The organism is Azonexus sp. MM2026_4 (assembly GCF_055901855.1).
Genome location: NZ_CM148380.1, coordinates 1136883 through 1158694 on the forward strand (window position 1 = coordinate 1136883; position 21812 = coordinate 1158694).

A 21812-nucleotide genomic window follows, 5' to 3' on the forward strand; every position below is an offset into this window, starting at 1 on the left:
CAAAAAGCAAACGGGCCGCATCTGCGGCCCGTTTTTCATTCGACTTCCTCGACCCGCAGCCAGATCGCGCGCTGCTCGCGCGTCTGCCCGGTACCGACACTGAAAGAACCGTCGCGCTGACTGCCGGCTTGCTGGCCGGTACCGCCCAGTTCGATCCATTCGCCGAGACGGCCGCTGACCGTGGTGCTCAGGCGTTGCGTGGCGATGCTGCCGGGACGGCGGCCATCAAGCTGTTCGGCCTGCTGCGAGATTTCCAGCGTGACGCGGTCGCCGGCCAGCCGCGGCGTCGCGTAGAAACCGCTGCCGATGTCACGATAGACGACACCTTCGTTGATCACCGCGGCGCCCGGACCGACCGCCACCATGCGCATCGGTACCGGCAGCGAACGGCCGACCTGGATGAAGGCCCGCCCGCCCTCGACCGTCTGCACCCGTTGCGCAGCCTTTTCCTCACGCTGGCTCTGCGTGTCCCAGACCCGGCCTTCGACCTCGACCCGGCTATTGCTGCCGAGCACCACCTGGCCGATGGCTTCCGCCTCGCGCTGGGCGTTCATCCGCTTGCGGTCGTGAGCGACCTGGATGATCAGCCGGCGCGCCGGCTTGTCGATCGCCGCCAGCGCCCGCTTGATGTCCTCCCGGTTGCGCGGCGAGGCGCGCAGGAACAACTGGTTGTTCAAGCCGCTCAGGGTACCGCCGCGCTCGACCAGCGGCAGCAGCACGGGCAGGACTTCGTCGGCCGTCTTGCTCCTGAGTTCGATGACTTCCAGTTGCGCCGCGGCGATCCCGGCCCACAAGGTGACGAACACGGCGAGTAGGAACTTCAGGGCGGGTCTCATGGCGCTCTCCTCAAGGGGCGACAATATGCGGTTCGGCGAGATAGGCGCGGGAATTCATCTCGGTCAGGCGGCTCACTGTACGCTTGAACTCGCTGGCCTGGGTGCCCTCGGTATAAAGCGCATCGGCGGCGCAATCGGCGGTGGCGATCAGCTTGACCTTGTTGTCGTAGAAGACGTCCACCAGCCAGGTGAAGCGGCGGGCTTCCGAAGCCTGGTGCACGGTCATCCGCGGGATGTGCGATAGCAGCACGGTATGGTAACCGCGCGAAATTTCCAGGTAGTCGTTCTGCGAGCGCGGACCGCCGCACAGGGTGCGGAAATCGAACCAGATGACGCCGTTGCCGCGGCGCAGGGTGGCGATCTGCCGGTCGAGCACCTCGATTTCCCCGCCCTCCTCGCCATCCTCGCCAGCGACCATGCGGAAATAGTCGAGCATCTTGCGCTCGGCCGCGGCGTCGGCCGGATGGTGGTAAATCTCGACCTGCTCCAGCGCGCGCAGACGGTAATCGACGCCGGCATCGACCTCGAACACGTCGAGATGCTTCTTGAGCAGGGCGATCGCCGGCAGGAAACTCTCCCGGTGCAGGCCGTTGGGGTAAAGCATGTCCGGCGGGTAATTCGAGGTCATGACCAGGATAACACCATGGCTGAACAAGCCTTCGAGCAGGCGGCCGAGGATCATCGCGTCGGCGATGTCGGAGACGTGGAATTCGTCGAAACAGAGCAGCCGGACGTCCTGGGCGATCGCCGCAGCCAGCTTCAGCATCGGGTCCGGCTCGCCCTTGTACTTGTCGAGATCGCGATGGATCTGCTGCATGAAGGAATGGAAATGCAGCCGCTTCTTGCGCCGGTAAGGCACCGCAGCGTAAAAACAGTCCATCAGGAAGCTCTTGCCGCGCCCGACGCCACCCCAGAAATACACGCCGCGCGGCGGCTTCGGCGGCTTCAGCAGACGCTTGATCGTGCTCCCCCGGTCGACCTTGAACGACAGCAGGTTGACATAGAGCGACTGCAGGGCCTGCGCCGCCCTCCGCTGCGCCGCATCGGCGACATAACCACGCTCGGCGAGCAGCGCATCGTAGGCGTCAAGCATGCCGGTGGCGGAGACTTTCAGTTTCTTGTGGGGCATCGTCGGTTGTCGTTGTTCTCGGGTCCGCTATTTTCGCAAATTAACGGGTCCGGTGGGTCGTCGGTCGGTTCAGGCGCCGCCACCAACGACGATGCACGCTCTGCAAGCATGCCCCGCCAGGCACCGAGAAGACGGCCCCACTCCTCCACCAGATGGCAGGCATGCGCAAAGCGACGCGTATCCAGCAACTGAAAATCGTGACTCAGGCGCAAATAGAAACGTAACTGCCCGCCGCGCGGCGGGCCGCTTGCCCTGCGCAGCCTTTTCCCAGGCCGCGTAAAGATTGGCGAAATCGACCACCGCCGGAAACAGATCGTCAAATATCCTGAACATAAAAATTATTGCCGCCGCCGCACGGCGGCTCTCCTCTCACTTTTAGCGTCATCGCCCATATCCACTCTGGTTCAGAAATCTGAAAATAGAATTCAGAAAACCCAGGGAGAACTCACACACCCAACGCTAAGCGAAAGCCGATGTAGTCGTTGCGGAAGTCGGGGTGGTACCAGTTGCGGACTGCGCAGCGCAGGACCATCGCGCTGCTACTCCAGGCCCCGCCGCGTAAAAAGCGAGCCTTGCCATCTGCTTGCGAACCCGTCCATTCCCAGACATTCCCCGCGCAATCGAAAAGCCCGGCAGGACTTTCTCCCTGCGGAAAGGTGTTGACCACCGTTGTCCTCACGTCTTCGCCATCCGCCGCCCCCCATGATTCTCCACTATTCGCTTTGGTGGCCGAAAACTCACCTGGCCAGGGATACTTTCTTCCATCCTGTCCACGCGCTGCTCGTTCCCATTCGTCGTTGCCGGGCAGACGACAGATCAGCGCACCAGCTTGGTCGGCCGGCACACCATAAGCACGAGGATTTTCCCGTATCTGCGACTGGCTCCACCGGCAGTAAGCCTCGGCTTCGTAGCAACTGACGCCCACCACCGGTGAAAGCGGGCTGGCGTATTTCCGGTCCTCCCAATAGAGAGGAAATGAGAGTTCGTCCTTTTGCCGCCAAACCCAGCCTTCGTCCGACCAATTAGCTTTGGTCTGATACCCCCCTGCTTCGACAAAACGCCGGAACTGCGCATTGGTGACCGGGTATTTACCGATCCAGTAGTCGTTGTCGATGGTGGCTTCTTTATTTTTTTCCCCTCGCTTAAACGGGCCAGCCTTGATCTGGATCATTGAATCCAGATCTTCCGGTAACCAGCCTAAATCGCCAAGCAAACGGCCGGCACGCGCTCGAATCGAAATGGGCAGGTTGTCAGCCTGCGCCTTGACAAGCAAAACTTCCTGAAGCAACGAAACCTGTTTTTGGAATTCTTGTCTTTGTTCGCCTCGTATGCTTCTCAGCAAGAGCGCACGTTCTTCCCATTCGCCATCAGAAAGCAGATGCGCCAGATCGGACTTTTTTGCAAACCAACTGAATTGTTCGGCGTTCAGCAAAGGTAGCAGCAAACTTAACCACTTCCGGTTTTCCAGAAATGACACGAATGCCTTCTCGTCCAAGCGTGCACGTACACTAGAAAAAACGGCTCCATCCAGCGTCTTCCCGACGATTTCTGGCAACAACACCGCAGACTGCCAATTGGCGGGAGATGTACTGAACAACAGATCAAGAAACTCGGCGGGATTCACTAGTCTCGATACCATCTGGGTATGTCGTACCGACACCGTTCCTTTGAAAGCATCTCCGCCTACTTCGGTGACAGCCATGTATCCGAGCACAATATCTTCCAGCACGAAGCTATAGTAGAGCGGTAGGCTTTGAAGATCATCATTCGAAAATGGCATCTCGCGAATCAGCCGAAACGGGTCAAACCCACTACGATTTTGCGCGGCACTTTCCAGCACCTGAATCAATGGTTTATAGAGTCGATCAAGCAGGCGAAGCTCGCTCATTCTCAAGGTTTCATCCGGCAGCGCCTTGATCTTTGCTTCCAGACTCTCTTCAAAATGCTGGATATTTCTCCCCCAGTCGGGATCTTTGCTGTCCCACTCCTGCAGGTTATTCATGAATCCAGCATTATTACGCCTGCCGAAACGATATAAATCCGGAGCAAATAGCTGGAAGAGAATCAATTTCGCCAGCGGCAGGAGCTTGATGCGCTGTGCACAACCACGAGCCTTGGCGATGTCGAGTTGCAACAACAAGAGTTCAGCAACACGAGACTGTTTGCGGGGAACCGGTGGAACATGATCCACAAACAGTTGGAGAAGTTTTTCGGCCTCCGGTCCAATCTGGAGGGTCTCTTGCCCCACTGTTCGATTTTCCTCTGACAGAGGGGCCCCTCCAAACAACTCACAGTACGTATTTTTCAAAAATTCACGAATTTCGCGCTTAGAGGGCAAAGGCAAACGGAACGGCAAATGAATGATCTTCTCTAGGTACTCCGCTCCGGTAATCGGCATCTGGGCCAACGGCTTGTGGACGCCGCCACCATTCGCCCCCAGAAACACATAATCCCGATAGCGGTGGATGATGCCGCGCTCGACCACTTCGTCATCCACCGCCAGCACGAAGGCGCAGCCCTCGACATCAAGGAAGAGTTTGATCGATTCAAGCATCTCGACCGCCTTTTCCGGCAGACAGCGATCGAGATCGTCAATGAGGAAGAGGAGATGGATTGGCTTTTCGCCACTGGCGCCGCTGGTAATGTCGCGCAATTTTTGCTCGAACTCGAAATAGTAGCTTTCCAGGGTGTCGAGCAATTGGGGAGGAATGGGTTTGTCCTTGAACGCCGCGGCCCCTTTTTCGATGAAATCGCTGAAGGAAAACTCGGCAGAGCCCACACCGGGAATTTCGCCACTAACCTTGAGCGCCTTGGCAAAGGCCAGTGCCGATACGCCAAAAAACCGGGCGATACGCTTTGCGCTTTCCTTGGTCCACCCGAGCTTTTCCAGCCGGGACTGATGTGCTTCGTCGTAACGTAGGACCTCCCTTTGCATGGTTTTCAGCAAGGGAACCAGCAGATGCTCTTCTTTTTCGTAGCGCCAGGGATTGAACGGGACAACGACAACAGGTGCCGAATCAGCCGCTTCGTTTTCTCCTTTGCCGTTGAACGCTTCGTGCACCAGTTGCAGCAGATTGCTCTTGCCGCTGCCCCATTCACCGAAAATTCCGATAACCAGCGAGGCATCGGCCTTGTCGTCTGAGAAATGATGCCGCAAGCGTATCGCTAGCTGCTGCGCCAATTGACCATGCCCGAAAGCGAATTGTCCCTTTGCCATGCGTTCCCCTGTACCAAGAAACCCAGCGCCGTGCCTTGCGGCAGGACGCGGGGCGGTTTTGCTATTCGACCGACGGGCGAACCCGCGCGATCCGGGGCGGCGCAAGCTAGCTTGAGCACCGGTGGCCGTCGGTGGTCCTTAAACCTGCCGATCTGCCGAACCAGCGCCGTCCTGCTATGGAGAACTCACACACCCAACACCAAGCGAAAACCTATGTAGTTGTTGCGGTTGTCGGGGTGGTTCCTGTTGCGGATCGCGCAGCGCAGATTGTCCGCTTTGTTGCTCCAGGCCCCGCCGCAAGCTGCTCCGCCCCGCCTGCCAATGTGAATGATGGAGCCATATTTGGCAAGTCCATGAAGCGCGCCGGCGCGTTTTTGCCGCCAAGGCTTGCGGACAAGCTCTATTCAACAGCGACAACGACAAGAAGGCGGCCTCTCCCCTGCTGCATTTCAGGAGCGCAGTTCTCTCTGCATTTCAGGAGCGCAGTTCTCTCTGCATTAATATGAGCGTCATCAGCGCGTCATGGCAATCGGATTGAATCATGGTTTCGCATGTTCCCGGCGGATCGATCATGGAACTCCTCGTCACCCTGGCGGTTTTCTATCACCTGGCCGCCCTGTTCGCGTCGCTCACCGGAGTCTTCCTGGCACTGTGCCGTCTGCGGGGGATGGCGACGGAAAGGCGATTGATCCGGCCGTTGATCCTGAACGGCGAGCTCCATCTGTGGCTTTCCGGCCTGCTGATCATCGCCATCGGCGTCGCACTCAAGGGCATGCCCTATTTCGACAATCCCAAGCTGTGGACGAAAGTCATCCTGATCACGCTGTGGAGCCTGAATTCCAGGCTGCTCCGCCACTACAGCCGCAGCAGCCTGGACCAACGGCGCCTAGCGATGTACGCCATCTCGCTCGGTTCGCTGATTCATGGCAGTTTCCTTGGCGTCGCCAAACCGCTGGCTCACGGCGTCGCAACGTTCTGGGGCTTGCTTGCCGGCTATGCCGCCTGCCTCCTGCTGACAGGCCTGCTACTGCAGCGATCGCGTCGCTGGCTGTCGTCCCCGGCCATCGCCTGACGGTCGACACGCGAAAACTGCAACCGATCATTCACTGTCGCTGCCGGAACAATGAAAAAAAGCGGAATGTGCTATTCGCACATCCCGCCTTTGTCAGAGGAAACGAAACTGCTTAGAAGTGCAGCGAGCGCTTGTCGCAGGCCAGCGCGGCTTCGTGCACGATTTCCGACAGCGTCGGGTGGGCGTGGCAGATGCGGCCGAGGTCTTCGGAAGCGCCGGCGAATTCCATCGTGACGACGGCTTCGGCGATCAGTTCGGAGGCGTTGTTGCCGATGATGTGCACGCCGAGGATGCGGTCGGTCTTGGCATCGGCCAGGACCTTGACGAAGCCGCTGGCGTCGCCGTGGCCGAGCGCCCGGCCGCTGGCCAGGAAGGGCACCTTGCCCGGCTTGTAGGCGATGCCTTCGGCCTTGAGCTGCTGCTCGGTCTTGCCGACCCAGGCGATTTCCGGATGGGTGTAGACGACGCCCGGAATGGTGTTGAAGTCGCAGTGACCGGACTGGCCGGCGATCAGCTCGGCGACCATGACGCCTTCTTCGGAGGCCTTGTGCGCCAGCATCGGACCGCGCACGACGTCGCCGACCGCCCAGACGTTGGGCAGGTTGGTCTGGCAGTGGCCGTTGACTTCGACCTGACCGCGCTCGTTGATCTTGAGGCCGACGGCATCACCGTTCAGACCGTCGGTGTTCGGAATGCGGCCGACCGAGACGATCAGCTTGTCGCATTCGAGCTTCTTGGCGCCGTCCTTGTCTTCGTACTCGACGGTGACGCCCTTCTTGGCGACTGAGACCTTGCCCAGCTTGATGCCGGTGGTGATCTTGAGGCCCTGCTTGATGAACAGCTTGAGCGCTTCCTTGGCGATGTCCTGATCAACGAAGGGGAGGAAATCCGGGGCGGCTTCGAGGACGGTCACGTCGGTGCCGAGACGGCGCCAGACCGAGCCCATTTCCAGACCGATGACGCCGGCGCCGATGACGCCCAGGCGCTTCGGCGCGGCGTCGAAATCGAGCGCGCCGACGTTGTCGCAGATCACCTTGTTATCGACCGGGATGCCGTCGAGGTGGCGCGGCTTGGAGCCGGTGGCGATGATCACGTGCTTGGCCAGGACTTCTTCTTCGCCGACCTTGACCTTGTACAGTTCACCTTCCTTGCCGGCGAAGCTGGCGTGGCCGTTCAGGCCGGTCACCTTGTTCTTCTTGAACAGACCGCGGATGCCGCCGGTCAGCTGGGTGACGATGGTGTTCTTGCGGCCGACCATGGTCGGCACGTCGATGGCAACGCCCTTGGCCGAGATGCCGTGCATGGCGAAGCTGTGGTTGGCTTCTTCGTACAGTTCGGAAGAGCGCAGCAGCGCCTTCGACGGGATGCAGCCGACGTTCAGGCAGGTGCCGCCGAGGCGGGGTTCGCCCTTCGGGTCGGCGTAGGCGTTGGATTCGGCGCAGGCGGTGTTGAAGCCGAGCTGGGCGGCGCGGATGGCGGCGACATAGCCGCCGGGACCGCCACCGATAACGAGCACGTCAAATTGCTTGGACATGGATCAACCTTTCAGATTTCAGATGTGCAAAGGCGCCAGCGCCCGTGCGGGAACACTGGCGCCGGCGATGCTGATTTAGACGCCGAGCAGCAGGCGGGCCGGATCTTCCAGCGCTTCCTTCATGGTCACCAGACCGAGGACGGCTTCGCGACCGTCGATGATGCGGTGATCGTAGGACATCGCCAGGTAGTTGATCGGACGCACGACGACCTGGCCGTTTTCGACGACGGCACGGTCCTTGGTCGCGTGGATGCCGAGGATCGCGGACTGCGGCGGGTTGATGATCGGCGTTGACATCATCGAACCGAAGATGCCGCCGTTGGAGATCGAGAAGGTACCGCCGGTCAGGTCTTCGATCGACAGTTTGCCGTCCTTGGCCTTGTTGCCGAATTCGGCGATCTTCTTTTCGATATCGGCGATCGACATCTGGTCGGCGTTGCGGATGATCGGCACAACCAGGCCGCGCGGCGAACCAACGGCGATGCCGATGTCGATGTAGCCGTGGTAAACGATGTCGTTACCGTCGACCGAAGCGTTCAGGATCGGGAACTTCTGCAGCGCGGCAACCGCAGCCTTGACGAAGAAGCCCATGAAGCCGAGGCGGACGCCGTGGGTCTTCTCGAACTTCTCGCCATATTGCTTGCGCAGCGCCATGACCGGGGCCATGTTCACTTCGTTGAACGTGGTCAGGATGGCGTTGGTCGATTGCGATTCGAGCAGGCGCTCAGCGATGCGGGCACGCAGACGGGTCATCGGCACGCGCTCTTCGCTGCGGTCGCCCAGCGCGACGCCGGACGGCGGCACCGGCAGCGAGGCGGCGGAAGACTTGGCGGCGACGACCGGACCAGCAGCGGCAACCGGCTTGGCCTGGGCGGCGACGGCATCTTCCTTGGTGACGCGACCGCCACGACCGGAACCGGCGACGTCGGCAGCAGCAATGCCCTTCTCGTCGAGGATCTTGCGGGCCGACGGGCTGGCAGTACCGGCCGGGGCGGCAGCAGCCGGCGCCGGGGCGGCGGCGGGTGCGGCAGCCTTCGGCGCTTCGGCAGCCGGAGCGACGGCGCCGGCAGTGGCGGCGGTGTCGATCTTGGCGATCAGCTCACCGGAGACGACGGTATCGCCATCGGCCTTGATGATTTCGACGAGAACGCCAGCCGCCGGCGACGGCACTTCGAGGACGACCTTGTCGGTTTCGATGTCGATCAGGATTTCGTCGCGGGCAACCGCTTCGCCGATCTTCTTCTTCCAGGACGCCAGCGTGCCTTCGGCGACTGACTCGGACAGTTGCGGAACTTGGACTTCAATGATGCTCATGGGTGACTCCACTCTGCTTTCGTTATTAGTAGTCGATCTTGCCCAGCGCGGACTCGATCAGTGCCTTCTGCTGTTCGTTGTGCTTGGCCAGATAACCCACCGCCGGCGACGGCGAGGCGGGACGCGCAACCAGCAGCAGCTTCTGCTTGGCGTCGAGGCCGCTGTCCAGATGATGACGCGAGGCGAACCAGTACCAGGCACCCTGGTTGCGCGGTTCTTCCTGCGCCCAGACGATTTCCGTCGCCTTCGGATACTTGGCCAATTCCTTGGCCAGCGAACCCGAGGGGAACGGATAAAGCTGTTCGATACGGACGATGGCGATATCCTTGATCTGCTTCTCACGACGTGCGTTGACCAGGTCGTAATAAACCTTGCCGCAGCACAGCACAACACGCTTGACCTTCTTGGCGTCGATTTCATCGACTTCGCCGATGACGCGCTGGAATTCGCCGTTGGCCAGTTCGTCGAGCGACGAAGCGGCATCCTTGTGGCGCAGCAGCGATTTCGGCGACATCACGACCAACGGCTTGCGCTGCATGCGTACGCCCTGCCGGCGCAGCATGTGGAAAACCTGGGCGGCCGTGGTCGGGACGCAAACTTCCATGTTCATTTCGGCGCACTGGTTCATGAAGCGCTCGAGACGGGCCGAGGAATGCTCCGGGCCCTGGCCTTCGTAACCGTGCGGCAGCAGCATGACCAGACCGCAGGCGCGGCCCCACTTGGCTTCACCGGAGGTGATGAACTGGTCGATGACAACCTGGGCGCCGTTGACGAAGTCGCCGAACTGGGCTTCCCAGATCACCAGCTCATACGGATTGGCCGAGGCATAACCGTAATCGAACGCCAGTACGGCCTCTTCCGACAGTACCGAATCGTAGCACTGGAAACCGGCCTGCTTTTCCTGCAGGTTCTTCAGCGGATGGTAGGTACCGGCATCCCAGCTGGTGCGATTCTGGTCGTGGAAGGCAGCGTGACGGTGGAAGAAGGTACCGCGACCAACGTCCTCACCGGAAATACGCACGCCGTAGCCGGAAACCAGCAACGAAGCATAGGCCAGATTCTCGGCCATACCCCAGTCAACCGGCAGCTTGCCTTCGCCCATCGCCGCGCGATCCTCGACGATCTTCTTGACCCGCGAATGCAGCGTGAAGCCTTCCGGCATCGTCGACAGACGCTGCGCCAGGCGCTGCAGTTCGGCCTTCGGCACGGTGGTGTCGCAGGTCTCGATGTAGTCCTTGGTCAGGAACGGCGTCCAATCGATCGTCATCGGGTGCTTGTACCCTGCCAGCACCGGGTTGTAGAGCAACTCGCCCTTGTCCAGGTGGGCGCGGTATTCGGCGATCATCTGATCCGGACCGTCGTTCGGCAACACGCCTTCGGCGATCAGCTTGTCGCCGTAGAGCTTGCGGGTGCCCGGGTGCTTGGCGATGATCTTGTACATCAGCGGCTGCGTGACCATCGGCTCGTCCTGCTCGTTGTGGCCGAGCTTGCGGAAGCAGATGATGTCGACGACGACATCCTTCTGGAAGGTCTGACGGTACTCGATGGCCAGTTGGGTAACCAGCGCGACGGCTTCCGGATCGTCACCATTGACGTGGAAGATCGGTGCATCGACCATCTTGAAGATGTCGGTGCAGTAGTGACCGGAGCGGTAATCGCGCGGGTCGGAAGTGGTGAAACCGACCTGGTTGTTGACGACGATGTGCAGCACGCCACCGACACCGTAGCCGCGGGTCTGCGAGAAGTTCAGCATTTCCTGGTTGACGCCCTGACCGGCGACGGCGGCGTCGCCGTGGACCAGGATGGGCAGCACCTTGGACTTGCTGCCCTCGCCGCGCCGGACCTGGCGCGCGTAGACAGAGCCAGCCACCACCGGGTTGACGATTTCCAGGTGCGACGGGTTGAAGGCCAGCGTCAGGTGGCAGGGGCCGCCCGGGGTGGCAACGTCGGACGAGTAACCGAGGTGATACTTGACGTCGCCGGCGGTGAGATCGCTCTTCTTCTTGCCTTCGAATTCGGCGAAGAGCATCGACGGCGCCTTGCCCAGGGTATTGACCAGCACGTTCAAACGACCGCGGTGGGCCATGCCGACGACCACTTCGTCAACGCCATTGGCGCCGCCGGTGCGGATCGCTTCGTCCATGGCGACGATCAGCGATTCGCCGCCTTCGAGCGAGAAGCGCTTCTGGCCGACGTACTTGGTATGCAGGTAACGTTCGAGCGTTTCGGCGGCGGTCAGGCGCTCGAGCAAGCGCTTTTTCTGCTCGGCCGTGTAGGACGGACGGGAACGGATGTTCTCCAGCTTTTCCTGCAGCCAGCGCTTCTCGTTGTAGTCGGTCATGTACATGTACTCGACGCCGATCGTGCCGCAGTAGGTCTGCTTCAGCGTTTCGAGAATGTCGCTGAGCTTGGCGTTTTCCGGCAGGCCCTTGAGCGAGCCGACGTTGAAGGTCTGCTTCAGGTCGGCGTCGGTGAAACCGTAGAAGGACGGCTCCAGTTCATCGAGTTTCGGGCGCGGCAGGCGCTTGAGCGGATCGAGATCGGCCCAACGGGTGCCAAGCGAGCGATAGGCGGTGACCAACTGGCCGACCGCGGATTGCTTGCGATGCTCGGTGGAAGACGAAACCGGCGCGCTTTGCTTGAAACCGCCCTCTTTCGCCAGTTCGGCGAAGGCAGCAACGACCGGCGCATGCGCCACATCGCGCGCCACGAAACCCGGCATCTGGGCCAGGCGATCGAAATAATCCCGCCATTCCGGAGAAACGGAAGTCGGATCATTCAGGTAGCTTTCGTATACTTCTTCGACAAAGGGCGCGTTACCGCCAAAGTAAAGCGAGCTGTCGAACTTGTCATTCATCGTAGTCATAGGCGTCCCCTGGATGGGTTTTATTTTCCTGCGGTGCGCGTTTGGCGCGCACCGGTGATGCTCCGCATGTAAAAAAGGGCGGCCCGCAGCCGCCCGTTTATTGCATCAGCCGCGTTGGGCAAGCGGTACCACATCGCGCTTGGCTGCACCGACGTACAACTGCCGCGGGCGGCCGATCTTGTATTCCGGATCGGAGATCATTTCTTCCCACTGCGTCATCCAGCCGACCGAACGGGCCAGCGCGAAGATGCAGGTGAACATCTCGGTCGGGATGCCAATCGCCTTCTGGACGATGCCGGAGTAGAAGTTGACGTTCGGGTAGAGCTTCTTCTCGACGAAGTATTCGTCTTCCAAAGCGATCTTTTCCAGTTCCATCGCCAGCTTGAACAGGCGATCGTTTTCCAGACCCAGTTCCGACAGCACTTCGTTGCACACCTTGCGCATCAGCTTGGCGCGCGGGTCGAAGTTCTTGTAGACGCGGTGACCGAAGCCCATCAGCTTGAAGGAATCGTTCTTGTCCTTGGCACGCTTGATGTACTCGCCGACGCGCGAGACGTCGCCGATTTCTTCCAGCATTTGCAGGCAGGCTTCGTTCGCACCGCCGTGCGCCGGGCCCCACAGGCAGGCGATGCCGGCCGAGATGCAGGCGAACGGGTTGGCGCCCGACGAACCGGCGAGACGGACGGTTGACGTCGAAGCATTCTGCTCGTGGTCGGCGTGCAGCGTGAAGATGACGTCCAGGGCACGGACCAGAACCGGATTCGGCACGTACTTCTCGCACGGCGAGCCGAACATCATGCGCATGAAGTTGGCGGTGTAATCGAGTTCGTTGTCCGGGTACATGAACGGCATGCCGCGGTTGTACTTGTACGCCATGGCGACGATCGTCGGCAGCTTGGCGACGATGCGGTTGAAGCTGATGTTGCGGTGTTCGGCATCCGAGTAGTCCATCGCTTCGTGATAGAAAGCGGACAAGGCACCGACCACACCGACCATGACGGCCATCGGGTGAGCATCGCGACGGAAACCGTTGTAGAAACGGGTGAGCTGGTCGTGCACCATCGTGTGCTTCTTGATGGTGTTTTCGAAATTCACCTTCTGGGCGGCATCCGGCAGTTGACCATTCTTCAGCAGATAGGCGACTTCCAGGAAGTTGCAGTTCTCGGCCAGTTGCTCGATCGGGTAGCCGCGATAGAGCAGCTCGCCCTTGTCACCGTCAATGAAAGTGATCTTGGAACGGCAGCTCGCGGTCGACAGGAAACCGGAGTCATAGGTGAACAAGCCCGTCTTGCCGCCCAGGGTGCGGATGTCTACGCAATCATTGCCATGCGTCGGGGTCATGATCGGGAAATCGACAGGTGCTAGTCCGTCGATGCTCAGGGTTGCCTTGCGTTCGGTCGTCATGGTTTTTCCCTTGTCAGGTGTTGGTTATCACTGCACTGCCAAAATTTGGTCAATGTCACAACTTAGTGCATCAACCTTACTTAAGACTTACTTGGGGCCGCTGTAAGTTTCTGTTAACTCTCGCGTATCGCCGCCAGGATCGGCAGATAGCGCGGATCCTCGCATTCCGTCTGACCACTGATCAGGTACCAGAGATCGTGGTCTTCCATGTCGGCCATTTCCACGAACACCTGCTGCTGCTCTTCCGACAGCTTGGCGAACCCGTTATCCAGGAAACGCGTCAGCGCGATGTCCAGTTCGAGCAGGGCACGGCGGATGCAACGCCAGCGCAGGCGTTCGTAGTCGGCTCTTTCCATCAGACGGCGCGGCGAACCATCAGGTCCTTGATCTTGCCGATCGCCTTGGTCGGGTTCAGACCCTTCGGGCAAACGTCAACACAGTTCATGATGGTGTGGCAACGGAACAGGCGATACGGATCATCGAGGTTGTCGAGACGCTCGTTGGTCGCCTGGTCGCGCGTATCGGCGATGAAGCGGTAGGCCGCGAGCAGACCGGCCGGACCGACGAACTTGTCCGGGTTCCACCAGAACGACGGGCACGACGTCGAGCAGCAGGCGCACAGGATGCACTCGTAGAGACCGTTCAGCTCTTCGCGATCTTCCGGCGACTGCAGGCGCTCGCGCTCCGGCGCCGGATCGTTGTTGATCAGGTAGGGCTTGATCGAATGGTACTGCTTGAAGAACTGGGTCATGTTGACGATCAGGTCGCGGATGACCGGCAGGCCGGGCAGCGGACGCAGCACGATGGGCTGCTTCAGTTCGTCGATGTCGGTCAGACAGGCCAGGCCGTTCTTGCCGTTGATGTTCATGGCGTCGGAACCGCAGACGCCTTCACGGCAGGAACGACGATAGGACAGCGTGTCGTCCTTGGCCTTCAACTTGGTCAGCGCATCCAGCAGCTTGCGATCGGTCGGCTCGAGTTCGACCGAGATGTCCTGCATGTAAGGCGCGTCGTCCTTGTCCGGATCGTAGCGGTAGATGCTGAATTGAACCATGCGTTTGCTCATGTTCTTCTCCGTTAGTACGAACGCGTCTTCAGCGCGATGGGTTCGACGGTCAGCGGCTGCATGGTGACCGGCTTGTAGGTGATCGAGTTGTCGTCCGGATTGAACAGCGTGTGCTTGAGCCACTCGGCATCGTTACGGCCATTCGGGAATTCCGGAGTATCCGGCGCATCGTCGCGGACGTGAGCGCCGCGCGATTCCTTGCGGGCTTCGGCGGAGAGCATCGTCGCCTTGGCCACTTCGATCAGGTTTTCCATTTCGAGGGCTTCGGTACGGGCCGTGTTCCAGGCCATCGACTTGTCCTTGATCTCGAGCTCGCGAGCTGCCTTCTCGACTTCGAGGATCTTCTCGACGCCACTCTTGAGCAGGTCGCCAAAACGGAACACACCGGCATGGTTCTGCATCGTGCGCTGCATCGCCAGACGGGTTTCGTGCACATTGGCACCGCCCTTGCGGTTGTCGATGGCGGAGATGCGGGACAACGACTTCTCGGCGGCATCCTTCGGCAGGTCGCGATGCGCATTGCCGGCCTTGAGGTCTTCCACGGCGGAATCACCGGCCGACTTGCCGAAGACCAGCAGGTCGAGCAGCGAGTTGGTACCGAGGCGGTTGGCGCCATGCACCGAAGCACAGGCGCATTCACCGGCGGCGTAGAAGCCCGGCACGACGGTGTTGTAGTCGCCATTCTGGGTGACCACGACACGACCGGAGTAATGCGTCGGGATGCCGCCCATCTGGTAATGGCAGGTCGGCACGACCGGCAGCGGCTCCTTGATGCAATCGACACCGGCGAACTGCAGACCGATTTCGCGGATGCCCGGCAGACGCTTCATGATGGTGTTCGGGTCGAGGTGGGTGATGTCGAGCAGGACGTAGTCCTTGTTGACGCCACAACCGCGGCCTTCGTTGATTTCGGTGGTCATGGCGCGGGAAACCACGTCACGCGACGCCAGATCCTTGGCGTTCGGCGCGTAGCGCTCCATGAAGCGTTCCTTGTTGGCATTGCGCAGAATGCCGCCTTCGCCGCGGACGCCTTCGGTGATCAGCACGCCGGCACCGGCGACGCCGGTCGGGTGGAACTGCCAGAATTCCATGTCTTCGAGCGGGATGCCGGCACGCGCCGCCATGCCCAGGCCGTCACCGGTGTTGATGAAGGCGTTGGTCGAAGAGTAGAAGATACGGCCGGCACCGCCGGTGGCGAAAATGGTGGCGCGGGTGTGGAAGATGACGACCTGGCCGGTCTCCATTTCCATCGCCGTGACGCCGACGACATGACCATCAGCATCACGGATCAGGTCGAGCGCCATCCATTCGACGAAGAACTGGGTGTTGGCCTTGACGTTGCGCTGGTACATCGCGTGCAGCATGGCGTGACCGGTACGGTCGGCGGCAGCACAGGAGCGGCGTACCGGCTTCTCGCCGAAGTTCGACATGTGGCCGCCGAACGGACGCTGATAGATCTTGCCATCGTCGGTACGGTCGAACGGCATGCCGTAGTGTTCGAGCTCGACGACGCACTCGTTGGCCTTGCGCACCATGAATTCGATCGCGTCCTGGTCGCCGAGCCAGTCGGAACCCTTGACGGTATCGTACATGTGCCAGTGCCAGTGATCTTCCTCGGAGTTGCCGAGCGAGGCGGCAACACCACCCTGGGCGGCGACGGTATGGGAACGGGTCGGGAAGACCTTGGACAGGACGGCCGTCTTCAGGCCGGCTTCGGACAACTGGATCGCGGAACGCAGACCGGCACCACCGGCACCGACGATGACCGCATCGAATTTCAGAACAGGAATACTCACGCTTACAGCCTCCAGAGAATCGCAGCAGCCCACGCGGCGTAACCCACCAGCGCGGCAATGGTCAGGACATGCAGGGTCAAGCGCAGGCCGACCGACTTGATGTAGTCCATCCAGATGTCACGTACGCCGATCCAGACGTGGTAGACCAGGCTGACGAAGAACAGGAAGGTGAAGAACTTGATGACGCCATTGGCAAAAACCGCCTGCCAGGCTTCAAAGGTGGACGGACGGAAGACCAGCAGCACGACCGCCAGAATGACCGAATAGACGGCCATGATGACAGCCGTTGCGCGCTGGGCGATCCAGTCCTTGAGGCCGTAATGGGCACCGACAACGATACGGTTGATCACAGCAGAACCCCCCACAGAATGATGCTCAGCGGAATGCTGACCGCGAACACGGCAGCGGCGGACTTGCGTGCCTGCGGCTTTTCGACGCCGACATGGACGTCCATCAACAGGAAGCGAATGCCGGCGCAGAAATGATGCGCATAGGCCCAGATCAGACCAGCCAGAACCAGCTTGACCGGCCAGGAAGCCACCAACCCCTGAAAGACCGCAAAAGTCTCCGGCGAGGTCACACTGGCCTGAAAGAGCCAGAGGATGACCGGCAACATCAGGAACAGCCCCGCTCCGCTAACCCGGTGGAAGATCGAAACCTTGCCCGGAAGCGGCAATTTGTAACTACGCAGCGAAGCCAGGTCCAAATTTCTTGGACGCTCCTTCTTTATCATCATCTCTGCCATGAAGATATTCCCTCGCGAAGAGTGCGGATTCCCGCTTGTATGTGGTTTGAAAAGAACCGTAATTATACAGTCAAACGAGCCCCGATGCGCCAGTTGGCGGCCTTTGCAGCAGTTTCGGCATCACCCCAGCTCGTTTCGGTAATAATGATTGCGCGTGCAGTACAGACCCTTGCGCCATTCCACCGGCCGATTGCCGTAGGTGTAGGCGGTCCGCTCGACCAGCAGCAAGGGCTCGCCACACTGCACACCGAGCAGCGCCGCGCACTCGTCGTCAGCCGCGACGGCGCGCAGATGTTCTTCGGCGCTGATCATGCGCACACCGAAGTCACTCTCCAGCAGGCTGTACAGCGAACGCTCGCCGGCACGCAGCAAGTCGAGCGTCAGCCCCGGAAAAAACTCCGCCTGCAGGAAAATCTGGTCGAAAACCACCTTTTCGCCACCAAAACGCAACAAACGCTTGATGTGCACCACCGGGCTGCCCGGCGCCAGACCGAACACCGACGCCACTTCGGGCTGCGCGGGCACCACCTGGCAGTAAAAAGGCTCGCTGACCGAAGGCACGGCAACACCGTCATTCGGCATCAGCCGCAGGAAGCGGTAGTAGGCGCGCGGGTCGCTGTGGGTAGAAACAAAGGTCCCCTTGCCCTGCCGGCGGACCAGCAGGTTCTCCGCCGCCATCTCGTCGATGGCCTTGCGCACCGTGCCCTGGCTGACGTTGAAGCGCTGCGCCAACTCGCCCTCGCTGGGAATCACGTCGCCCGGACGCCACTCGCCACGCTCGAGACAGCCGATCAGAAAATCCTTGATCTGGCGGTACAACGGGCTGAAGGTCGGCGCGGATGCGCGGGCAACGGAACGCAGGGTCTCTCGGGTCATGGGCCTCGATTTCAGCACAATTCGGCAACAGCGTCCACCAAAAGTTGTCTTATATAAGACACATGAATCAATTGACACGGTAAGTTCGAGCTTCTAACATCGCGAATTCCGTTAGCCGATCCGACGCAAGGAACATCCGTCGGCTCCCGGAATCGACAAATAATTCAACCAAGCTGCTTTATATTCAGGAGCGATACATGTCCAAAGCCCCCATGCGCGTTGCCGTGACCGGCGCCGCCGGTCAGATCGGTTATAGCCTGCTGTTCCGCATTGCTTCCGGCGAAATGCTCGGCAAGGACCAGCCGGTCATCCTGCAACTGCTCGACCTGCCGCAAGCCCAGAAGGCCGTGCAAGGCGTGATGATGGAACTCGACGACTGCGCCTTCCCGCTGCTCGCCGGCATGGTCGCCACCGACGACCCGAACGTCGCCTTCAAGGACGCCGACGTCTGCCTGCTGGTCGGCGCCCGTCCGCGCGGCCCCGGCATGGAACGCGCCGATCTGCTGACCGCCAACGGCGCGATCTTCACCGTCCAGGGCAAGGCCATCGCCGAGAACGCCAAGGAAGACGTCCGCGTGCTGGTCGTCGGCAACCCCTGCAACACCAACGCCTACATCGCCCGCTCGGCGGCGATCAAGGTTGGCCGCACCAACCCGAACAACTACCACGGCATGCTGCGCCTCGACCACAACCGCGCGCTGACCCAACTGGCCCAGAAGTCCGGCCGCCCGGTCTCGTCGCTGAAGCAACTGGTCGTCTGGGGCAACCACTCGCCGTCGATGTACGCCGACTACCGCTTCGTCACCTCGAACGGCGACAGCGTCAAGAACATCATCAATGACGCCGCCTGGAACAACGACGTCTTCCTGCCGACCGTCGGCAAGCGCGGCGCCGCGATCATCGACGCCCGTGGCCTGTCGTCCGCCGCTTCCGCCGCCAACGCCGCGATCGACCACATCCGTGACTGGGTGCTCGGTTCTTCCGAGTGGGTCACGATGGGTATCCCGGCACCGGCCGACAACGGCTACGGCATCCCGGAAGGCCTGGTCTTCGGTCTGCCGTGCGAGTGCAAGAACGGTTCCTTCACCCTGATCAAGGGCCTGGAAATCGACGAATACTCGAAGGGCAAAATCGCCATCACCCTGAAGGAACTGGAAGACGAGCGCGCCGCCGTTGCCGGCATGCTGTAATCGCTTTCAGCACCAAGCAAGGGCCGCGGTAAAATACCGCGGCCTTTTTCATTCGTACGACGACCTTCATGCGCCATCCCAAGCACGTCCTGTTCGCGGGCGAAAAGCCCTTCCCCATCCTGCCCGCCGTCGATCATTACGCGGGCTCGGAAAAGCTGATGCGCAAGGCCCTGCAACTGCAGCAGGAACTCGGGCCGATCTTCGACATCACCTGCGACTGCGAGGACGGTGCCCACGCCGGCGCCGAACGCGAACACGCCGCGATGGTGGTGGAGGTCATCAACAGCGCGGACAACCAGTTCAACCGCGTCGGCGCACGCATTCACGACGTCACCCATAGCCACTGGCGGACCGACCTCGAAATCCTGGTCGGCGGCGCCGGCAACCGGCTGCCCTTCATCACCCTGCCCAAACCCTGCGGGGTCGGCGATGTCCAGACGCAACTCGAAGCGCTGCGCGAGATCGAGCGCGCCAGCGGCGTCGAACGGCGGATTCCGGTGCATGTGCTGATCGAGACCCACGGCGCGCTGCGCGAGGTCTGGGAAATCGCCGCCCTGCCCGGCGTCGAATCGCTCGACTTCGGCCTGATGGATTTCGTTTCCGGCCATCACGGCGCGATCCCCGGCAGCGCAATGAAGAGCCCCGGCCAGTTCGAGCATCCGCTGGTCGCCCGCGCCAAGTGCGAGATCAGCGCCGCCGCGCTGGCCAGCGGCGTCGTCCCCGCGCACAACGTGACCACCGAACTGAAGGACATCGAGACCATCCGCAACGACGCGCTGCGCGCCCGCCGCGAGTTCGGCTACCTGCGCATGTGGAGCATCCACCCGAACCAGATCCGGCCGATCGTCGAGGCGATGCGTCCCGACTTCTCCGAGGTCGAAGCTGCCACGGAAATCCTGAGCGCCGCCCAGGACAAGGACTGGGGCCCGATCCAGCACGCCGGCAAGCTGCACGACCGCGCATCCTACCGCTACTACTGGGAATTGCTCGAGCGCGCCCACGTCACTGGCATGGACCTGCCCGACGCCGCCCGGCAACGCTTCTTTGCCTGAGCAACTACCAATCCTTTTCCGCGACGAGCACATCGTCGTCATCGACAAGCCGGCCAACCTGCTCGTCCATCGCTCGGAAATCGACCGCCACGAGACGCGCTTCGCGATCCAGCTGCTGCGCGACCAGATCGGCCGGAAAGTCTGGCCGGCGCACCGCCTCGACCGCGGCACTTCGGGCGTGCTGCTCTTTGGTCTTTCTGCAGAGATCGCCAGCGCGCTCGGCCGCCAGTTCGCCGACGGCACGGTTGCCAAGCGTTACCTGGCGGTGGTCCGTGGCCATCCGCCGGAAAACGGCAGCATAGACCACCCGCTGACCCGGCAGCGCGACGATTACGAATTCCAGGGCGAGCGCAGCAGCCAGGAAGCGCAGCCGGCGCTGACCCACTACCGGCGGCTGGCGACGATCGAACTAGCGGTCGCCGTCAACCGCTACCCGAGCAGCCGCTACGCGCTGCTCGAACTGACCCCGGTTACCGGCCGCAAGCACCAGTTGCGCCGCCACCTCAAGCACATCGCCCACCCGATCATCGGTGACGCGACCCACGGCAAGGGCCGCCACAACCGCTACTTCGCCGAGGCCTTCGGCTGCCATCGGCTGCTGCTGGCGTGCACCCACCTTGCCTTCCGGCACCCCGTCGAAGCCCGAGAGATTGTCATCGATGCCGCGCCGGGCGGCGAGTTCGCCGCCCTACTCGAACGCTTCGGCTGGCCCGGCGGCCAGCCGGCTCAGTAGCCGATCGAGTTCTCCAGCGCTTCCAGGCGTTCGATATCGTGTTCGAGTTGCACCAGGTCGCGACCCAGCGCGTCGCGCGCCGAAACCATGCCGATCGCCCGGCCGCTGGCGTCGACCACCGGCACATGCCGGAAACCGCCCTCGGCCATCAGCAGCAAGGCGTACGCCAGCGGCTTGTCGGCGCCGATGCACTGCGGGTCGCGCACCATCACCGCGGAGAGCGGCGTGCTGTCGGGATCGAGCGCACCGGCCAGCACCTTGTTGAGCGCGTCGCGCTCGGTGAAGATGCCGACGGTCCGCCCGCCGTCGACGATCAGCAGGGCGCCGATCCGTTTTCCAGCCATCAGGCGGCAGGCGTCGCGTACCGTGGTCTCCGGTGCCGCCGTCACCAGCGGACGGTCGGCAATGATTTCAAGCAAGGGGCGTGCAGTCATTTCGGGTCTCCTCATCGTTATGGGTCCGGGACGTCGTGTCACCGGCCGGCGCGTGGCCAACGCCAGTCTGCCGCTGCCATATTGTGATTTTATGAAGCCGACTGCAAGCCGTTCAGGGCTTCAGTTCGTAGACCACGCGGACGCGTGCGTCGGCCCGGCTCAACTCGACGAAACCGATGCCGCCGGGGCGCGCCGCCACCCATTTGAGAACATCTTCGGAGCTATCGACGCGCGGCGGCGCCTGCATGCGCCCGGTGAAAATCTGCCGCGACCAGTAGGCGTTGATTTCGGACAGATCCTTGCCGACCAGCAGCCGGTAGAACTGCGCGCGTTGCGGGTTGCCGTCGACCAGGTCGACCGGCTGCACCTCGGTGCCGTTGAAGAACTGGCGATTGCGCCCGAAAAAGATGTTGATGACTTCGTTGCGCGTCATCGCCGCCACCCCGCTGCGCGCGTTGACGACGACGACCAGTTCGGCCATCGCCACGCCGCAGCCCAGGCAGAGTGCGGTAATCAGCAGGAATCTCAGGCAGCGTCCGATCATGCGT

The 21812-nt window shown here is 61.4% G+C and carries 19 protein-coding genes; 4 read left to right on the plus strand and 15 right to left on the minus strand.

Annotation, left to right across the window (positions count from 1 at the left end):
* Positions 1 to 35: 35 nt before the first annotated feature.
* The 3 genes from AC0KWY_RS05285 to AC0KWY_RS05295 form a co-directional block, all read right to left on the minus strand.
* The gene (locus tag AC0KWY_RS05285) at positions 36 to 836 is read right to left on the minus strand and encodes a secretin N-terminal domain-containing protein (RefSeq protein ID WP_474028595.1); all 801 of its coding nucleotides are present in this window, start codon (positions 834 to 836) and stop codon (positions 36 to 38) included.
* A gap of 10 nt (positions 837 to 846) precedes the next feature.
* On the minus strand, positions 847 to 1965 hold the full coding sequence (gene zapE / locus AC0KWY_RS05290) for a cell division protein ZapE (RefSeq protein WP_474028596.1): 1119 nt from the start codon (positions 1963 to 1965) through the stop codon (positions 847 to 849).
* A gap of 445 nt (positions 1966 to 2410) precedes the next feature.
* Positions 2411 to 5182: an SUMF1/EgtB/PvdO family nonheme iron enzyme gene (locus AC0KWY_RS05295; RefSeq protein ID WP_474028597.1), complete on the minus strand. Its 2772-nt coding sequence runs from the start codon at positions 5180 to 5182 to the stop codon at positions 2411 to 2413.
* A gap of 571 nt (positions 5183 to 5753) precedes the next feature.
* Here AC0KWY_RS05295 and AC0KWY_RS05300 point away from each other — a divergent pair.
* Positions 5754 to 6254: a hypothetical protein gene (locus AC0KWY_RS05300; RefSeq protein WP_474028598.1), complete on the plus strand. Its 501-nt coding sequence runs from the start codon at positions 5754 to 5756 to the stop codon at positions 6252 to 6254.
* A 112-nt stretch (positions 6255 to 6366) separates the two neighbouring features.
* On the opposite strand, the gene lpdA is transcribed toward AC0KWY_RS05300, so the two are convergent.
* From lpdA to AC0KWY_RS05350, 10 genes are all read right to left on the minus strand, one after another.
* On the minus strand, positions 6367 to 7788 hold the full coding sequence (lpdA, locus tag AC0KWY_RS05305) for a dihydrolipoyl dehydrogenase (protein WP_474028599.1): 1422 nt from the start codon (positions 7786 to 7788) through the stop codon (positions 6367 to 6369).
* A 75-nt stretch (positions 7789 to 7863) separates the two neighbouring features.
* A complete protein-coding gene (odhB, locus tag AC0KWY_RS05310) occupies positions 7864 to 9102 on the minus strand; it encodes a 2-oxoglutarate dehydrogenase complex dihydrolipoyllysine-residue succinyltransferase (protein WP_474028600.1) in 1239 nt (412 codons plus the stop codon).
* Between the two features lie 25 nt (positions 9103 to 9127).
* Complete coding sequence (locus tag AC0KWY_RS05315) at positions 9128 to 11968, minus strand: 2-oxoglutarate dehydrogenase E1 component (RefSeq protein WP_474028601.1); 2841 nt, start codon at positions 11966 to 11968, stop codon at positions 9128 to 9130.
* 105 nt (positions 11969 to 12073) lie between these two features.
* Positions 12074 to 13372 carry a citrate synthase gene (gltA, locus tag AC0KWY_RS05320; protein WP_474028602.1) on the minus strand — a complete coding sequence of 433 codons (1299 nt, stop codon included), beginning with the start codon at positions 13370 to 13372 and terminating at the stop codon, positions 12074 to 12076.
* Positions 13373 to 13485: 113 nt separating this feature from the next.
* A complete protein-coding gene (locus tag AC0KWY_RS05325; protein ID WP_474028603.1) occupies positions 13486 to 13728 on the minus strand; it encodes an FAD assembly factor SdhE in 243 nt (80 codons plus the stop codon).
* Entirely contained in the window at positions 13728 to 14438 is a 711-nt protein-coding gene (locus AC0KWY_RS05330) for a succinate dehydrogenase iron-sulfur subunit (protein ID WP_474028604.1), read from the minus strand. The genes AC0KWY_RS05325 and AC0KWY_RS05330 overlap by 1 nt, the downstream gene beginning before the upstream one ends.
* A gap of 11 nt (positions 14439 to 14449) precedes the next feature.
* Entirely contained in the window at positions 14450 to 16234 is a 1785-nt protein-coding gene (gene sdhA, locus AC0KWY_RS05335) for a succinate dehydrogenase flavoprotein subunit (RefSeq protein ID WP_474028605.1), read from the minus strand.
* Positions 16235 to 16236: 2 nt separating this feature from the next.
* Positions 16237 to 16584 (minus strand): succinate dehydrogenase, hydrophobic membrane anchor protein, encoded by a 348-nt coding sequence (gene sdhD / locus AC0KWY_RS05340; protein WP_474028606.1) that lies wholly within the window; start codon positions 16582 to 16584, stop codon positions 16237 to 16239.
* Positions 16581 to 16979 carry a succinate dehydrogenase, cytochrome b556 subunit gene (gene sdhC, locus AC0KWY_RS05345; protein ID WP_474028607.1) on the minus strand — a complete coding sequence of 133 codons (399 nt, stop codon included), beginning with the start codon at positions 16977 to 16979 and terminating at the stop codon, positions 16581 to 16583. The genes sdhD and sdhC overlap by 4 nt, the downstream gene beginning before the upstream one ends.
* A gap of 120 nt (positions 16980 to 17099) precedes the next feature.
* A complete protein-coding gene (locus AC0KWY_RS05350; protein WP_474028608.1) occupies positions 17100 to 17855 on the minus strand; it encodes a GntR family transcriptional regulator in 756 nt (251 codons plus the stop codon).
* Positions 17856 to 18052: 197 nt separating this feature from the next.
* On the opposite strand from AC0KWY_RS05350, the gene AC0KWY_RS05355 reads away from it, so the two are divergent.
* The 3 genes from AC0KWY_RS05355 to AC0KWY_RS05365 all read left to right on the plus strand — a co-directional run bounded on the left by AC0KWY_RS05355 (position 18053) and on the right by AC0KWY_RS05365 (position 20830).
* The gene (locus AC0KWY_RS05355; protein ID WP_474028609.1) at positions 18053 to 19045 is read left to right on the plus strand and encodes a malate dehydrogenase; all 993 of its coding nucleotides are present in this window, start codon (positions 18053 to 18055) and stop codon (positions 19043 to 19045) included.
* Between the two features lie 68 nt (positions 19046 to 19113).
* Positions 19114 to 20097, plus strand: coding sequence for an HpcH/HpaI aldolase/citrate lyase family protein (locus AC0KWY_RS05360; RefSeq protein WP_474028610.1), 984 nt, complete (start codon positions 19114 to 19116; stop codon positions 20095 to 20097).
* A complete protein-coding gene (locus tag AC0KWY_RS05365; protein WP_474028611.1) occupies positions 20090 to 20830 on the plus strand; it encodes a tRNA pseudouridine(65) synthase TruC in 741 nt (246 codons plus the stop codon). Before AC0KWY_RS05360 ends, AC0KWY_RS05365 begins: the two co-directional genes overlap by 8 nt.
* On the opposite strand, the gene AC0KWY_RS05370 is transcribed toward AC0KWY_RS05365, so the two are convergent.
* Both AC0KWY_RS05370 and AC0KWY_RS05375 read right to left on the minus strand, forming a co-directional pair.
* Positions 20824 to 21264: a CBS domain-containing protein gene (locus tag AC0KWY_RS05370; protein WP_474028612.1), complete on the minus strand. Its 441-nt coding sequence runs from the start codon at positions 21262 to 21264 to the stop codon at positions 20824 to 20826. The two genes, AC0KWY_RS05365 and AC0KWY_RS05370, sit on opposite strands and share 7 nt — an antisense overlap.
* A 112-nt stretch (positions 21265 to 21376) precedes the next feature.
* The gene (locus tag AC0KWY_RS05375) at positions 21377 to 21808 is read right to left on the minus strand and encodes a hypothetical protein (protein ID WP_474028613.1); all 432 of its coding nucleotides are present in this window, start codon (positions 21806 to 21808) and stop codon (positions 21377 to 21379) included.
* Between the last annotated feature and the right edge of the window lie 4 nt (positions 21809 to 21812).

Bases quoted from the DNA above. Each gene is read 5' to 3' on its own strand.
- AC0KWY_RS05285 (WP_474028595.1), bottom strand. From the start codon at position 836: ATGAGACCCGCCCTGAAGTTCCTACTCGCCGTGTTCGTCACCTTGTGG.
- zapE (WP_474028596.1), bottom strand. From the start codon at position 1,965: ATGCCCCACAAGAAACTGAAAGTCTCCGCCACCGGCATGCTTGACGCC.
- AC0KWY_RS05295 (WP_474028597.1), bottom strand. From the start codon at position 5,182: ATGGCAAAGGGACAATTCGCTTTCGGGCATGGTCAATTGGCGCAGCAG.
- AC0KWY_RS05300 (WP_474028598.1), top strand. From the start codon at position 5,754: ATGGAACTCCTCGTCACCCTGGCGGTTTTCTATCACCTGGCCGCCCTG.
- lpdA (WP_474028599.1), bottom strand. From the start codon at position 7,788: ATGTCCAAGCAATTTGACGTGCTCGTTATCGGTGGCGGTCCCGGCGGC.
- odhB (WP_474028600.1), bottom strand. From the start codon at position 9,102: ATGAGCATCATTGAAGTCCAAGTTCCGCAACTGTCCGAGTCAGTCGCC.
- AC0KWY_RS05315 (WP_474028601.1), bottom strand. From the start codon at position 11,968: ATGACTACGATGAATGACAAGTTCGACAGCTCGCTTTACTTTGGCGGT.
- gltA (WP_474028602.1), bottom strand. From the start codon at position 13,372: ATGACGACCGAACGCAAGGCAACCCTGAGCATCGACGGACTAGCACCT.
- AC0KWY_RS05325 (WP_474028603.1), bottom strand. From the start codon at position 13,728: ATGGAAAGAGCCGACTACGAACGCCTGCGCTGGCGTTGCATCCGCCGT.
- AC0KWY_RS05330 (WP_474028604.1), bottom strand. From the start codon at position 14,438: ATGAGCAAACGCATGGTTCAATTCAGCATCTACCGCTACGATCCGGAC.
- sdhC (WP_474028607.1), bottom strand. From the start codon at position 16,979: ATGGCAGAGATGATGATAAAGAAGGAGCGTCCAAGAAATTTGGACCTG.
- AC0KWY_RS05350 (WP_474028608.1), bottom strand. From the start codon at position 17,855: ATGACCCGAGAGACCCTGCGTTCCGTTGCCCGCGCATCCGCGCCGACC.
- AC0KWY_RS05355 (WP_474028609.1), top strand. From the start codon at position 18,053: ATGTCCAAAGCCCCCATGCGCGTTGCCGTGACCGGCGCCGCCGGTCAG.
- AC0KWY_RS05360 (WP_474028610.1), top strand. From the start codon at position 19,114: ATGCGCCATCCCAAGCACGTCCTGTTCGCGGGCGAAAAGCCCTTCCCC.
- AC0KWY_RS05370 (WP_474028612.1), bottom strand. From the start codon at position 21,264: ATGACTGCACGCCCCTTGCTTGAAATCATTGCCGACCGTCCGCTGGTG.
- AC0KWY_RS05375 (WP_474028613.1), bottom strand. From the start codon at position 21,808: ATGATCGGACGCTGCCTGAGATTCCTGCTGATTACCGCACTCTGCCTG.